We start from the raw sequence: 14,538 nt of genomic DNA, 5'->3' as shown, positions 1-14,538 counted from the left end.
GACAGCAACCGCGGACGGCCGGCTCGACCCTGAGTACGATTCCGAGCCGGTCGCGGTGGGCGACCGCCCCCCGGCCCTGCTGGGCACGGGGCGGTGGCAGCCCGAGGACACCGACCAGCCGCGGCCGGCCGGTGAGACGGACCACGGACCGGCCGACGCGCGGGAGGCCCTGGCCCGCGCCACCACCCACCTGCTCTCCCTGCAGTCGTCCGAGGGCTGGTGGAAGGGCGACCTGGAGACCAACGTCACCATGGACGCCGAGGACTTACTGCTCCGCCAGTTCCTGGGAATCCGCACCGAGGAGCAGACCCGCGCCACCGCCGAATGGATCCGGTCCCAGCAGCGCGAGGACGGCACCTGGTCCACCTTCCACGGCGGGCCGCCCGAGCTGTCCACCACCGTCGAGGCGTACGTCGCCCTCAAACTTGCCGGGGACGACCCGGAAGCCCCGCACATGCTGGCCGCCGCGCGCTACGTCCGCTCCGCCGGGGGCATCGCGGCCGCCCGGGTGTTCACCCGGATCTGGCTCGCCCTGTTCGGCTGGTGGCCCTGGGAACGGCTGCCCGAGATGCCGCCCGAGATCATCTTCCTGCCCAGGTGGCTGCCGCTGAACATCTACGCCTTCGGCTGCTGGGCCCGCCAGACCATCGTCCCGCTGACGGTCGTCTCCTCCCACCGCCCGGTCCGTCCGGCGCCCTTCCCGCTCACCGAGCTGCACACCGACCCGAACGACCCGTACCCCCACCGGCCGCTCGCCCCCGCCACCACCTGGGACGGCCTGTTCGAACGCCTCGACAAGGCGCTGCACGCCTACCACCGCCGGGCCTTCCGCCCGCTGCGCCGACTGGCCCTCTCGCAGGCCTGCCGCTGGATCGTCGAACGCCAGGAGGCCGACGGCTGCTGGGGCGGCATCCAGCCCCCCGCCGTCTACTCGCTGATCGCCCTGCACCTGGAGGGCTACGAGCTGGAGCACCCGGTGATGAAGGCCGGACTCTCCTCCTTCGACCGCTTCACCGTGCACACCGAGGACGGCAAGCGCTGGCTGGAGGCCTGCCAGTCCCCGGTCTGGGACACCTGCCTGGCCACCATCGCCCTGGTCGACGCCGGGGTGCCGGCCGACCACCCGGCGCTGGTCTCCGCCGTCGACTGGATGCTCGGCGAGGAGATCCGCAAGCCCGGCGACTGGACCGTGAAGCGGCCCGGGCTCGCCCCCGGCGGCTGGGCCTTCGAGTTCGAGAACGACACCTACCCCGACATCGACGACACCGCCGAGGTGGTGCTCGCGCTGCGCCGGGTCGCCCACCCCGACCCGGCCAAGGTCGACGGCGCGGTGGACCGGGGCGTGCTCTGGAACCTCGGCATGCAGTCCAAGAACGGCGCCTGGGGCGCCTTCGACGTGGACAACACCAGCACGCTGCCCAACAAGCTGCCGTTCTGCGACTTCGGCGAGGTGGTCGACCCGCCGTCCGCCGACGTCACCGCGCACGTGGTGGAGATGCTCGCCGAGACCGGCCGCTCCCGCGACCCCCGGACCAGGCGCGGCATCGAGTGGCTGCTGCGCAACCAGGAGGCGGACGGCTCCTGGTTCGGCCGCTGGGGCACCAACTACATCTACGGCACCGGCTCGGTGCTTCCCGCCCTGGTGGCGGCCGGCGTCCCCGACGAGCACCCGGCGATCCGCCGGGCGGTGCGCTGGCTGGAGGACCGGCAGAACGCCGACGGCGGCTGGGGCGAGGACATGCGCTCCTACGACGACCCGGCGCGCTGGGCCGGGCGCGGCGACTCCACCGCCTCGCAGACCGCGTGGGCGCTGATGGCGCTGCTCGCGGCCGGCGAGGGGCCCAAGGACCGGGCCAACCCGGCGGTGGAGCGCGGCGCGGAGTGGCTGGTGCGCACCCAGCTGCCCGAGGGCACCTGGGACGAGCCGCAGTTCACCGGCACCGGCTTCCCGTGGGACTTCTCCATCAACTACCACCTGTACCGGCTGGTCTTCCCGGTCACCGCGCTCGGCCGCTACCTCAACGGCGCCCCGGGCACGATCCGGGCCGACGGAACCCCGGCGATCGGGACGGCGCGGTGACCACCGCGCCCCTGCTGGTGCTCTGCGCCCTGGGCCCCGAGGTCTGGGCCCTGCGCGGCGGCGACTGGCGCGGTGCGACCGGGGGGTCCCCGGTGCTGGTGCGCACCGGGGTCGGCCGGCGCCGCGCCGGGCTGGCCGTCCGGCGCCTGCTCGGCTCCGCGCCCAGCGGCTACGGCGCCGTGGTGGTGGCCGGCTTCGGCGCCGCGCTCGGCCCGGGCGTCCTGCCCGGCGACGTGGTCGCCGCCGACGGCGTGCGCGACGCCGAGGGCCACCTGTACCCGCTCGACTCCGGCGCGGAGCTGACCCGGGCGCTGAAGGAGCGCGGCCTGACCGTGCACACCGGCGTGCACCACACCGCCGACCACGTGGTGCGCGGCATCGAACGGCGGGCGCTGCACCTCCAGGGCGCGCTCGCTGTCGACATGGAGGCCGCCGCCGTCCTGGCCGCGTTGCGCGAGGTCCGGCCCGTGCTGCCGGCGGCCGTCCTGCGGGTGGTGGTGGACACGCCCGAGCACGAGCTGCTGCGGCCCGGCACCCTCCCGGCCGGGGTGCGCGCCTGGCGGACCCTGCGGGCGACGGTACCCGCCCTCGTCGACTGGTACCGGCAGGAGCGCGCGCCCGGCTCCGTAGACCTGAACCACCCCACATCCTCGACGCTCCCCCAGGAGGCGAGCTAGCCATGGCCATGCCGTTGCGCCAGACCGTGCGGGTCGGCACCTACCTCATGCAGCAGAAGCTGCTCAAGCGCCGGGACAAGTTCCCGCTGATCGTGGAGCTGGAACCGCTCTTCGCCTGCAACCTCGCCTGTGAGGGCTGCGGCAAGATCCAGCACCCGGCGGGCGTCCTGAAGCAGCGGATGCCCGTCGCCCAGGCGGTCGGCGCGGTCCTGGAGTCGGGTGCCCCGATGGTCTCGATCGCCGGCGGCGAGCCGCTGATGCACCCGCAGATCGACGAGATCGTCCGGCAGCTGGTCGAGCGCCGCAAGTACGTGTTCCTCTGCACCAACGCGCTGCTGATGCGCAAGAAGATGGACAAGTTCACGCCCTCGCCGTACTTCACCTTCGCGGTGCACATCGACGGCATGCGCGAGCGGCACGACGAGTCGGTGGCCAAGGAGGGCACCTTCGACGAGGCCGTGGCCGCGATCAAGGAGGCCAAGCGGCGCGGCTTCCGGGTCACCACCAACAGCACCTTCTTCAACACCGACACCCCGCAGACCGTCATCGAGGTGCTGGACTACCTCAACGACGAGCTCAAGGTGGACGAGATGATGATCTCGCCCGCCTACGCCTACGAGAAGGCCCCCGACCAGGAGCACTTCCTCGGCGTCGAGCAGACCAGGGCGCTCTTCCGCGCGGCCTTCGCCGACGGCAACCGCAAGCGCTGGCGCCTCAACCACAGCCCGCTCTTCCTGGACTTCCTGGAGGGCAAGGCCGACTTCGAGTGCACCCCCTGGGGCATCCCCAACTACTCGCTGTTCGGCTGGCAGCGGCCCTGCTACCTGATGGCCGACGGCTACGTGCCGACCTACCGCGAGCTGGTCGAGAAGACCGACTGGAGCAAGTACGGCCGCGGCAAGGACCCGCGCTGCGAGAACTGCATGGCCCACTGCGGCTACGAGCCGACCGCCGTCCTCGCGACGATGGGCTCGCTGCAGCAGTCGCTGCGCGCCATCACCGAGACCGTCAACGGCAACAAGGGCCGCTGAGCGGGGAGCCGGCCTCCGGGTCGGCGCCCCGGCTCCGGGCCCCGCGCCCGGGGCCGGCTCCGCCCTCGCAGCCAGGCCGGCCCGCGCCCGGGCCGGGTGGAGGCACCACCGCACCGCTCCGAGTCGTGAGGTGAACCCATGTCACTGCTCTCCCGCGTCACGTCCCCGGCCGAGCTGCGCAAGCTCCCGGCCGTCGAACTGCCCATGCTCGCCGACGAGATCCGCGACTTCCTGATCGAGGCCGTCACCCGCACCGGCGGCCACCTCGGGCCCAACCTCGGCGTGGTGGAGCTGACCATCGCGCTGCACCGGGTCTTCGACTCGCCGTACGACCGGATCGTCTTCGACACCGGCCACCAGAGCTACGTCCACAAACTGCTCACCGGCCGCCAGGACTTCAGCCGGCTGCGGATGCGCGGCGGACTCTCCGGGTACCCCGCGCGGGGCGAGTCCGAGCACGACCTGGTCGAGAACTCGCACGCCTCCACCGCGCTCTCCTACGCCGACGGCCTGGCCAAGGCGGCCCGACTGCTCGGCCAGCACGACCGGCACACCGTCGCGGTGATCGGCGACGGCGCCCTCACCGGCGGCCTCGCCTGGGAGGCGCTCAACAACATCGCCGAGGCGCGCGACCGGCCGCTGGTCATCGTCGTCAACGACAACGAGCGCTCCTACGCCAGGACCATCGGCGGCCTCGCCAACCACCTGGCCACCCTGCGCACGACCCAAGGCTACGAGCGCTTCCTCGCCCTGGGCAAGGAGGCCCTGCAGCGCACCCCGCTGGTCGGCCAGCCGATCTTCGACGCGCTGCACGGCGCCAAGAAGGGGTTCAAGGACGCCTTCGCCCCGCAGGGCATGTTCGAGGACCTCGGCCTCAAGTACCTCGGGCCGATCGACGGCCACGACCTGGGCGCGGTCGAACAGGCGCTGCGCCAGGCCCGCAACTTCGGCGGACCGGTCATCGTGCACTGCCTGACCGTCAAGGGCCGCGGCTACCGGCCGGCCGAGCAGGACGAGGCCGACCGCTTCCACGCCGTCAACCCGATCGACCCGTACACCTGCCTGCCGATCTCGCCCAGCGGAGGCGTCTCCTGGACCTCGGTGTTCGGGGACGAGCTGCTCACCCTCGGAGCCGAGCGGCCGGACCTCGTGGCGATCACCGCGGCCATGCTCCAGCCGGTGGGCCTGGCCCCGTTCGCCAAGGCCTACCCGGAGCGGACCTTCGACGTCGGGATCGCCGAGCAGCACGCCGTCACCAGCGCGGCGGGGCTGGCCACCGGCGGACTGCACCCGGTGGTCGCGGTCTACGCGACCTTCCTCAACCGGGCCTTCGACCAGGTGCTGATGGACGTCGCCCTGCACCGGCTGGGCGTCACCTTCGTGCTCGACCGCTCCGGGGTGACCGGGCCGGACGGCGCCTCGCACAACGGCATGTGGGACATGTCGATCCTCCAGGTCGTCCCCGGCCTGCGGCTCGCCGCGCCGCGCGACGCGGAACAGCTGCGCGCCCAGCTGCGCGAGGCCGTCGAGGTCGGCGACGCCCCGACCGTCGTCCGCTTCCCGAAGGGGAACGTCGGGCCCGCGGTGCCGGCCGTCGAGCGGACCGGCGGGGTGGACGTGCTGCTGCGCACCGGGCGGGCGCCCGAGATCCTGCTGGTCGCCGTCGGCACCACCGCCTCCGCCTGCCTGGACGCGGCCCGGCTGCTGCTCGCCGAGGGCTTCACCGCGACCGTGGTCGACCCGCGCTGGGTCAAGCCGGTCGACCCGGTGCTGCCCGAACTCGCCGCCGCCCACCGGCTGGTGGTCACCGTCGAGGACAACGGCCGTACCGGAGGCGTCGGTTCGGCCGTCGCCCAGGCGCTGCGCGACGCCGACGTGGACGTGCCGGTGCGGGTGCTCGGCCTGCCCCAGGAGTTCCTCGGCCACGCCTCGCGCGGGGAGATCCTGGAGGAGGCGGGGCTGACCGGGACCGGGGTCGCCGCCCAGACCGCCGTCTTCGCCAAGAACCTGCTACCGACCCGAGGAGCGAACCCGCGCCATGCCGGCTGAACCAGACCGCCCCGCCTTCGACCTCGCCGCGCTGATCGCCGAACGCGGCGGCGAGCGCTACGAGTTGCACGGCCGCTACCTCAACCCGCAGCTGCCGCGGATGCTGCGCACCATCGGCTTCGACAGGTACTACGAGCGCGCCCGGGGCCAGTACTTCTACGACGCCGAGGGCAACGAGTACCTCGACATGCTGGCCGGCTTCGGCATCTTCGCACTCGGCCGCCACCACCCGGTGGTGCGCTCGGCGGTCCAGCAGGTGATGGACCTCGACCTGCCGGACCTGGTCCGCTTCGACTGCTCACCGCTGCCCGGGCTGCTGGCCGAGCGGCTGCTGTCGTACGCGCCCGGACTGGACCGGGTGTTCTTCGGCAACAGCGGCACCGAAGCGGTGGAGACGGCGCTCAAGTTCGCCCGGTACGCCACCGGACGGAAGCGGATCCTGTACGCCGACCACGCCTTCCACGGGCTGACCACCGGCTCGCTCTCCGTCAACGGGGAGAGCGGCTTCCGCAAGGGCTTCGACCCGCTGCTGCCGGACACCGCCGTCCCGCTCGGCGATCTCGGCGCGCTGGCCAAGGAGTTGAAGCGCGGCGACGTCGCGGGGCTGATCGTCGAGCCGATCCAGGGCAAGGGCGTCCAGGCGCCGCCGCCCGGCTGGCTGCGGGCCGCCCAGGCGCTGCTCCACGAGCACCGGGCGCTGCTGATCTGCGACGAGGTGCAGACCGGCATCGGCCGCACCGGCGAGTTCTTCGCCTACCAGCACGAGGACGGCGTGCTGCCGGACCTGGTCTGCGCCGCCAAGGCGCTGTCCGGCGGGTACGTGCCGGTCGGGGCGACGCTCGGCAAGGGCTGGATCTTCGAGAAGGTGTACTCCTCGATGGACCGGGTGCTGGTGCACTCGGCCAGCTTCGGGTCCAACGCCCAGGCCATGGCGGCCGGGCTGGCGACCCTGGAGGTGATGGGCGACGAGCAGGTGGTGGAGAACGCCCGCAAGGCGGGCGACTACTTCCGTGGACGGCTGACCGCGCTGGTCGACCAGTACGAGCTGCTCGCCGAGGTGCGCGGGCGCGGGCTGATGATCGGGATCGAGTTCGGCCGGCCCAAGTCGCTGAAGCTGCGCACCGGTTGGACCGCGCTCCAGGCGGCGCGCAAGGGGCTGTTCGCGCAGATGGTGGTCGTGCCGCTGCTGCAGCGGCACCGCATCCTGACCCAGGTGTCGGGGGACCACCTGGAAGTGATCAAGCTGATCCCCCCGCTGATCATCACCGAGCGTGACGTGGACCGGTTCGTGGACGCCTTCACCGAGATCATGGACGAGGCCCACCGGGGGAGCGGGCTGATGTGGGACTTCGGGCGGACGCTGGTGAAGCAGGCGGTCGGCGGGCGCTGAGGCTGCCGGGGCCGCCGGGGTCGGGATCGTGGGTGGCACGGTGTGGGAAGTCGACGGCACGGAGTGGGAAGTCGGCCGGGTCGACTTCCCACTCCGTGGGAGACACCGCGTCAGAGCTCGGTCCGGCGGCGCCGGATGACAACCACGAGATCGACGACGGCGAACAGGGTGAGCAGGCCGCAGGCCACGGCGAAGCCGGTGAGGGTGCCCCGGCTGGGCGCACCGTAGGCGGGCGAGACGGCCGCCCAGACGGCGAACCCCGCCGTGGCCAGCGCGAACAAGGGGGTGAAGGTGAGCGAGAGCAGGTAGCGGAGCTTGAGGTCGCTGCGGGCGGTGGCCGGCTCGGTGCCGCTGCGCCACCGGCGCGGGGTGGTGGTGCGCATGCCGTTCACCTCCGGACCGCGTGGGTCGGGCTACGATTCCAGCGTACGTCCGAGGAGCGAGCCGGGGGAGGCGCGATGTCGGGTTCGGACGCGGTGGGGGCGGGGTCCGGTGCGGCGGGTTCGGGTTCGGGTTCGGGCTCCGGTTCGGGGGCGGCGGGCCAGGACGGCGAGGGGTACGCGGGGCTGCGGATCGAGCGGGCCCGGGAGTTGGCCCGGCGGCACGGCTGGGCGTCGGTCCGGGTGCTGGAGCCGGGGGACCTGATGACCATGGAGTACCGGCAGGGGCGGCTCAACCTCGCGGTGCGCAACGGTGTGGTCGAGCGCAGTTGGGAGGGGTAGGACCGCGGGTGACCCGTCGGACCTGGTTCGGGCGGGCCCGGGTTCAGCAGAGCAGGTGCCGGCGGCCGAAGCGCCGGTGGAGCCGCTGTTCGGCGGCGGCGACCAGGGGTTCCAGCAGCGGCAGCGAGAGCAGGACGAGCAGTCCGGCGGCCCAGCCGGCCAGGACGTCGGTGACCCAGTGGGTGCCCAGGTAGACCGTGGTCAGACCGATCGAGCAGGCGGTGGCGGCGGCGATCACCGCACCGGTCCGCCGCCAGCGGACGGCGAGGTAGGCGAGCACGCCCCAGGTGACCACCGCGTTGGCGGTGTGGCCGGAGGGGAAGATGGTGCCGCCGGAGAAGAGCTCGGGCGAGCCGACGTACTGCGCGTAGTGCGGGCCGAGCCGGCCGGTGACGATCTTGACCGCGCCGACGGTGACGTTGAGCAACAACAGCGCGATGCCCATGACCAGCAGCGGGCGCAGTCGGCCGAGGCGGTGGGCCCGCCAGCCGAGCCAGACGAAGGCGGCGATCGCCGACGGCCCGCGCTGCCCGGCGACCACCCAGGTGTCGAGCAGCGGCTCCAGTCGGGGCCACCGCTCGTAGGGGCGCAGCAGCCGGACCGACCAGTCGAGGTCGACCAGCGCGGTGTTGAGCAGGACACCGGCCAGTACCAGCAGGTAGCCGGCCAGGGTGACGGCGAGGAGGGCGGCCTGCCGTCGGCTCATCGGCGGCCAGCCGGGCTCGCCGGGGTCGGGGCCGAGCGGGGCGAGGTGGCGCGCGGGGGTGGTGGGACGGTCCAGGCGGCCGGTCTCGGCGGTGCGGCGCTCCGGCCCCTGGCGCGGAAGGGGAACGGGGGTACTTCTGGATTGCACGGGGTGACCTTACCCATCCGGACAGGGCTATTCCGGTGGTAATTGTCATTTTCCCGGGAAATCGACAATTGGGCCGACCAGGGGTGGTCCGAGGGGTGATTTCCGCTATTTCAGGATCGAAAGCCAGTGTGGTCGTCGAATGGTTCTGCAAAAGCCCCGGTAAAGCAAACGGAGTGGGAGGCCGGTGCGCCCGGCTTCCCACTCCGTGGTAACCCTGTGTAGGTTCCGTGCTCAGTCGAGGGGGCCGCCCGCGACGTAGATCACCTGGCCGGAGACGAAGCCGGCGCCCTCGCTCGCGAGGAACGCGATGGTGTGGGCGACGTCCTCGGGCTGACCGACCCGCTGGACCGGGATCTGAGAGGCTGCGGCCCGCTTGAAGTCTTCGAAGTCCATGCCGACCCGGGCCGCGGTGGCTGCTGTCATGTCCGTGGCGATGAAGCCCGGGGCGACCGCGTTGGCCGTGATGCCGAACTTGCCCAGCTCGATGGCCAAAGTCTTGGTGAAGCCCTGGAGACCGGCCTTGGCGGCCGAGTAGTTGGCCTGGCCGCGGTTGCCCTGGGCCGAGGACGAGGACAGGTTGACGATGCGGCCGAAACCGGCGTCGACCATGTGCTTCTGCACCGCGCGGGTCATCAGGAAGGCGCCGCGGAGGTGAACGTTGATGACCGTGTCCCAGTCGGACTCGGACATCTTGAAGAGCAGGTTGTCGCGGAGCACACCCGCGTTGTTCACCAGGACGACGGGGGCGCCGAGCTCGGCGGCCACCCGGTCGACGGCGGCCTGGACCTGCTCGGCGTCCGAGACGTCGGCGCCGACGGCGAGCGCCCTGCCGCCGGCGGCGGTGATCCGGTCGACGGTCTCCTGGCCGGCCGCTTCGTCCAGGTCCAGGACGGCGACCGCGAAGCCGTCGGCGGCCAGCCGGACGGCGGTGGCGGCGCCCAGGCCGCGGGCGGCGCCGGTCACGACGGCGACCCGGGGGGCGGTGCTCTGCTCGGTCATGCTCGCTCTCGTCTCTCTCGGGAGTGCCTCCCGGGGAGAGCCCCCGGAGAGGGTGGCCACACCCTACCGGCGGGTAGGGGGAGTGGCCAGGGTGGAGAGACGCAGGTGACGGTGGGTAAGGACCGACCGGTCGGCTTTCTGCTGAGAACGGGTTACTGCAAGCTGTTCGCAGCGAGTAAATATGCCAATGTTGCCGAACCTGCGTCTACTATCCGCCCCTGCCTGCCAGCAAGGGCCCGCCGTTTGTATAGTGTCCGCCAGCAGCCACCGGCTGCACGGCTGGAGCGCCCTCCCTCATAGCTGGACGCCCACTCGCCGTTACTGCCCCACCCGGGTGTCCCACACACACCGGGTGTGACATCGGGACGGATACATGGTGCTGGGGGAGATCCCGACAACCCGCGTGTCTACGCGACTGCAGCAGTCGCCAGGACACCTGATTCGCGTGGCACAGCAGGTCCACACCCGCTTGTGGTCCGAACACGTCGGAGCCGATCTCACGGCTCCGCAGTTCGCCGTGCTGCTGGTCCTGGCCCTGGAACCGGGTGCGGACCAGCGGACGGTCGGCGAGCGGGCCTCGCTCGACAAGGCCACGATGGCCGAGATGGTCGCGCGGCTGGTCCGTCGTGGCCTGGTGCTGCGCAGGCGCGACCCGGCCGACGGCCGGCGCAAGCTGCTGGCCCTCTCGCAGGGCGGCGCCCAGGCGGTGCGCGAGGCCACCGGTGGTGTGGTCCGCGTTCAGCGCGTCCTGTTCGAACCGCTCACGGCGGAGGAACAGGTCGAGATCGTCCGGGTGATGGCCAAGATAGCCAGGCTGGAGCCCGCGGCGGTCGCCGTCATCACCGACGCGCGGCCGATACTGGACGCCCAGCGGGCGATCGGCTACCTGATCAGGGTGAGCCAGCAGGTGCACACCAAGCTCTGGTCGGAGCACGTGGGCGCCGAGCTGACGGCTCCGCAGTACGCGGTGCTGGACGCGTTGGAGCTGGAACCGGGCGCCGACCAGCGCACGGTCGGCGAGCTGGCCTCGCTGGACAAGGCCACGATGGCCGAGATGGTCAGCCGGCTGGTGCGCCGCGGTCTGGTGCAGCGTCGGCGCGACCCCTCGGACGGACGGCGCAACCTGCTCTCGCTCTCACCGGCGGGACAGGACCTGCTGCACCGCTCGGCCGCTGGGGTGGCCGAGGTCCAGCGGTTGCTGCTGGCACCGCTGGAGGAGGGTGAGCACGAGGCCGCGCTCGCGCTCATCGCCAAGGCGGGCAGGCTGTAGGTCAAAAGTTCGCCACCGTAGCCAAAACGATTCGCCAAAACGCTGAGGGTCCATGGCCATGGGCTTTGGCGCATCGGGGCACACCGAAGGCCGCCCGCTCCTGTAGAGGTGCGGGCGGTCTTCGTGCGACCGGTGGTCAGCCGGTCGGGTGCTCAGACGGTTCGGGGGCCCGGGAGCCGGGACCCCGGGCGCGTCAGTTCCAGTCGAACTCCTGCGGGTCCGGGCCGATCCGCTTGCCGGTGGCCACGGCGGCGATCGCCGCGAGGTCCTCGGCGTCCAGCTCGAAGCCGGCGACGTCCAGGTTCTCCCGGATCCGGGACGGGGTGACCGACTTCGGGATGGCGATCACACCGCTCTGGAGGTGCCAGCGCAGCACCACCTGGGCGACCGTGCGGCCGTGCTTCTCGGCGATCTTCACCAGTGCGGGCTCGGCGAGCAGCTCCTTGCCCTGGCCCAGCGGGCTCCACGCCTCGGTGGCGATGCCGTGCTCGGTGTGGAACGCGCGCAGCTCCGTCTGCGGGAAGTACGGGTGCAGCTCGACCTGGTTCAGGGCCGGGGCGACGGAGGCCTCGTCCAGCAGGCGCGTCAGCTGCTCGGTGCCGAAGTTGGAGACGCCGATCGACTTGACCTTGCCGTCCGCCTTCAGCTGCTCGAAGGCCTTCCAGATGTTCAGGTAGCTGTCGCCGTGCATCGGGCGCGGCCAGTGGATCAGGTACAGGTCGAGCTGGTCGAGGCCGAGCTTGGCCAGCGAGGCGTCGAACTCGCGCAGCACCGCGTCGCGGCCCTGCTCGCCGGACCAGTCGCGGGTGCCCGAGTTCCACAGCTTGGTGGTGACGTAGAGGTCCTCGCGGGCCACGCCGCCCGCCAGCGCCTCGGTGATCGCCGCGCCGGTGCCGGCCTCGTTCTCGTAGATGGCCGCGGTGTCGATGGAGCGGTAGCCCGCCTCGATCGCGGCGCGGACGGCGGGGGTGGCCTCGGCGTCCGGGACCTGCCACACGCCGAAGCCGAGCTGCGGGATCTGCGCGCCGTCGTTGAGGGTGACGGTGGGGATGCTGCTCACGGGAAGAGGTGCCCTCCTGATTGTCCTGCTGTTCCAGTGGGGGCAACTGGTGTCCCGGTGTGATTGTTCCCGCCGAACGGGCGAATCTTGGGTGAAGCTTTGCGGGGGTTTGGCCTGGGCGGCGGCCGGCCGGTGACGGGGCGGAACCGCCCTGGTGGGGGACGTGCGGGGGGCTCGCGGGAAGCCTGCCGGGAACCCGCGGGGGCGCACAGGGGGAGTGCGGGCCCGGCACGTGGCGGGCGGGGCGTGGCGCGCGCGGTCGGCGGAGGAAAAACCTGTTGCGCGGATCACATCGAGGTTGGCAGGCTCGCGGCCATGACCTCCTGACTTCCGGGCCCTTCGTGCCCATTCCATGTCCGTCCGGTGTCCGCTCCGGACGCAGCGTCGATGTCGCGCCGGGCGCCGTGCCGCAGCGCCGCGCATCCTCCGCCCGCCGGCCCGGGCCGCCTGCCGTTCGGCCGCCGTGCGTGCTGTGCGCACGGTGCTGAGGCGTTCCGTGCGCCCTGTTCCCCCTGCTTCCCGGCTCCCCTTGCTTCCTGGCTCCCCCGCACCCCTGTGCGCCCGTGCCCCGCACCCGCGCACCGCTCGTATCGGAGTGTCATGCTGCTCACCCCCCTGCCGTTGGCCGATCCCGGCCGTCCCGACCTCTCCTCACCCCTGGCCTTCCTGCGCTGGCTGCAGCGCGGCCAGCGGCGCGGGCAGCTGCTCGCCACCCTCTGGGCGCTGGTCGAGATGGGGGGCCAGGCCGCCCTGCCGATACCGCTCGGGCTCGGCGTGCAGGCCGCCGTGGACGGCGATGCCGGCGGGATCTGGCGGGCCGCCGGGCTCCTGCTGCTGCTGGGCGCGGGCGCCTCGGTCGGCACCGTGCTGTTGCACCGCCAGGCGGTCTGGAACTGGATCCACGCGGCCACCCATGTACGGCAGTTGGTGGCCCGGCAGGCCTCGCACCTCGGGGCCGGGCTGTCCCGCCGGATCGCCACCGGCGAGGTCGTCGCGGTCGGCAGCGGGGACGTCGAGCGGATCGGCTGGTACGTCGAGCTGGTCGCCCGGGTCCGGTCCGCGGTGATCGTCTGGCTGGCCGTCAGCGTGGTGGTCCTGACGGTCGATCCGGTGCTCGGGGCCGGGGTGCTGCTCGGCGTCCCGGTGCTGGCGGCCTCCGTCTGGCCGCTGATCGGGCCGTTCGAGCGGCGCTACGAACAGCAGCGCGCCCTCGGCGGCAAGGCCACCGAGCTGGCGGCCGACACCGTCGCGGGGCTGCGGGTGCTGCGTGGCATCGGCGGCGAGGAGCTGTTCCTGGAGCGGTACCGGGCCGCCTCCCAGAAGGTCCGGGCGGCGGCCGTCCGGTCGTCCCGGATCTGGTCGCTGATGCAGGCCCAACAGGTGCTGCTGCCCGGCCTGTTCGTGGTCGGCGTCACCTGGTACGGCGCCCGGCTGGTGGCCTCCGGCGAGCTCGCCGTCGGCACCCTGATCGCGGTGTACGGCGCGACGGCCTTCCTGGCCGCTCCGCTGCGCATCCTCGGTGAGGCGGCGCACGCCTGGAGCGTGGCCCGGGTCTCCGCCGGCAGGGCCGTCCGGGTGCTCTCGCTGGACCGGACCACCGGTACGGCCGAGGCCGCGCTGGCCAGGCCGGACAAGGCCGACCTGCACGACCCGGCGAGCGGGCTGACGGCGCGGGCCGGCGAGCTGACCGCGGTGGTCTGCGGGGACCCGGACTACGCCGGGGCGCTGGCCGAGCGGCTCGGCGGCCACGTCCCGTTGGCCGAGGGCGAACGGGCAGAGGCCTCGGCGCGGCTCGGCGGCACGGAGCTGGACGCGGTGCCGTTGGCCGAGGCCAGGGCGGCGGTGCTGGTCCACGACAAGGAGCCGGTGCTGCTCTCCGGCACGCTGGCCGAGCTGTTCGACATCCCGTCCTCGGGGCGGGTCCCGGCGGCCGAGGCCCTCGCGGCGGCCCGGTCCGACGACGTGCTGGAGGCCCTGGTGGAGGGCTCGCCGGAGTGCGGGGGAGACCCGATGCGCGCCCGGATCACCGAGCGCGGACGCTCGCTCTCCGGCGGGCAGCGCCAGCGGCTCGCGCTGGCCCGCGCCCTGCTGGCGGACCCTCCGGTGCTGGTGCTGGACGAGCCCACCAGCGCGGTGGACGCGCACACCGAGTCGCGGATCGCCTCCGGGCTGCGGGACACCCGAGCCGGCCGCACCACCGTGGTGTTCGCGACCAGCCCGCTGCTGCTCGACCAGGCGGACCGGGTGGTGCTGCTGCAGGAGGGCCGGGTCGTCGCGGCCGGGCGGCACCGTGAGCTGATGCGGACCGAGCCGGCCTACCGGGCCGTGGTCACCCGCGACGAGGAAGCGGCCCGCCCGGTGGGTGGGGCCGTATGAGGACCATCGTCAACTTCCCTGCCACGCACGC

The 14,538-nt window shown here is 72.8% G+C and carries 12 protein-coding genes; 8 read left to right on the top strand and 4 right to left on the bottom strand.

Annotated features, from left to right (window positions below):
• Positions 1-55: 55 nt before the first annotated feature.
• From shc to ACFVXH_RS03520, 5 genes are all read left to right on the top strand, one after another.
• Positions 56-2,080 carry a squalene--hopene cyclase gene (gene shc, locus ACFVXH_RS03540; protein WP_049659813.1) on the top strand — a complete coding sequence of 675 codons (2,025 nt, stop codon included), beginning with the start codon at positions 56-58 and terminating at the stop codon, positions 2,078-2,080.
• Entirely contained in the window at positions 2,077-2,757 is a 681-nt protein-coding gene (locus ACFVXH_RS03535; RefSeq protein ID WP_074004365.1) for a hypothetical protein, read from the top strand. The genes shc and ACFVXH_RS03535 overlap by 4 nt, the downstream gene beginning before the upstream one ends.
• Positions 2,758-2,759: 2 nt before the next feature.
• Positions 2,760-3,788 (top strand): adenosyl-hopene transferase HpnH, encoded by a 1,029-nt coding sequence (hpnH, locus tag ACFVXH_RS03530; protein ID WP_049649487.1) that lies wholly within the window; start codon positions 2,760-2,762, stop codon positions 3,786-3,788.
• A 138-nt stretch (positions 3,789-3,926) separates the two neighbouring features.
• Positions 3,927-5,837: a 1-deoxy-D-xylulose-5-phosphate synthase gene (gene dxs, locus ACFVXH_RS03525; RefSeq protein WP_387819950.1), complete on the top strand. Its 1,911-nt coding sequence runs from the start codon at positions 3,927-3,929 to the stop codon at positions 5,835-5,837.
• Positions 5,827-7,227: an aspartate aminotransferase family protein gene (locus ACFVXH_RS03520; RefSeq protein ID WP_387819948.1), complete on the top strand. Its 1,401-nt coding sequence runs from the start codon at positions 5,827-5,829 to the stop codon at positions 7,225-7,227. The genes dxs and ACFVXH_RS03520 overlap by 11 nt, the downstream gene beginning before the upstream one ends.
• Before the next feature lie 110 nt (positions 7,228-7,337).
• On the opposite strand, the gene ACFVXH_RS03515 is transcribed toward ACFVXH_RS03520, so the two are convergent.
• Positions 7,338-7,610 (bottom strand): DUF6343 family protein, encoded by a 273-nt coding sequence (locus tag ACFVXH_RS03515; RefSeq protein ID WP_049649490.1) that lies wholly within the window; start codon positions 7,608-7,610, stop codon positions 7,338-7,340.
• A gap of 75 nt (positions 7,611-7,685) precedes the next feature.
• On the opposite strand from ACFVXH_RS03515, the gene ACFVXH_RS03510 reads away from it, so the two are divergent.
• Positions 7,686-7,949, top strand: coding sequence for an I78 family peptidase inhibitor (locus tag ACFVXH_RS03510; RefSeq protein WP_387819946.1), 264 nt, complete (start codon positions 7,686-7,688; stop codon positions 7,947-7,949).
• A 43-nt stretch (positions 7,950-7,992) separates the two neighbouring features.
• Here ACFVXH_RS03510 and ACFVXH_RS03505 read toward each other — a convergent pair whose 3' ends face one another.
• On the bottom strand, positions 7,993-8,802 hold the full coding sequence (locus tag ACFVXH_RS03505; protein ID WP_380777726.1) for a phosphatase PAP2 family protein: 810 nt from the start codon (positions 8,800-8,802) through the stop codon (positions 7,993-7,995).
• Between the two features lie 231 nt (positions 8,803-9,033).
• Entirely contained in the window at positions 9,034-9,801 is a 768-nt protein-coding gene (gene fabG, locus ACFVXH_RS03500; RefSeq protein WP_387819943.1) for a 3-oxoacyl-ACP reductase FabG, read from the bottom strand.
• Positions 9,802-10,246: 445 nt separating this feature from the next.
• On the opposite strand from fabG, the gene ACFVXH_RS03495 reads away from it, so the two are divergent.
• On the top strand, positions 10,247-11,071 hold the full coding sequence (locus ACFVXH_RS03495) for a MarR family winged helix-turn-helix transcriptional regulator (RefSeq protein ID WP_053111942.1): 825 nt from the start codon (positions 10,247-10,249) through the stop codon (positions 11,069-11,071).
• A 193-nt stretch (positions 11,072-11,264) separates the two neighbouring features.
• Here ACFVXH_RS03495 and ACFVXH_RS03490 read toward each other — a convergent pair whose 3' ends face one another.
• Positions 11,265-12,131, bottom strand: coding sequence for an aldo/keto reductase (locus tag ACFVXH_RS03490; protein ID WP_387819941.1), 867 nt, complete (start codon positions 12,129-12,131; stop codon positions 11,265-11,267).
• 600 nt (positions 12,132-12,731) lie between these two features.
• Here ACFVXH_RS03490 and ACFVXH_RS03485 point away from each other — a divergent pair.
• Positions 12,732-14,507, top strand: a complete 1,776-nt coding sequence (locus tag ACFVXH_RS03485; protein WP_387819940.1) for an ABC transporter transmembrane domain-containing protein — start codon at positions 12,732-12,734, stop codon at positions 14,505-14,507.
• The last annotated feature ends 31 nt before the right edge of the window (positions 14,508-14,538 follow it).

The organism is Kitasatospora sp. NPDC058184 (assembly GCF_042883725.1).
In the GTDB taxonomy this organism is placed as follows: Bacteria; Actinomycetota; Actinomycetes; order Streptomycetales; family Streptomycetaceae; genus Kitasatospora.
This window is presented reverse-complemented; position numbering and strand designations above follow the sequence as displayed.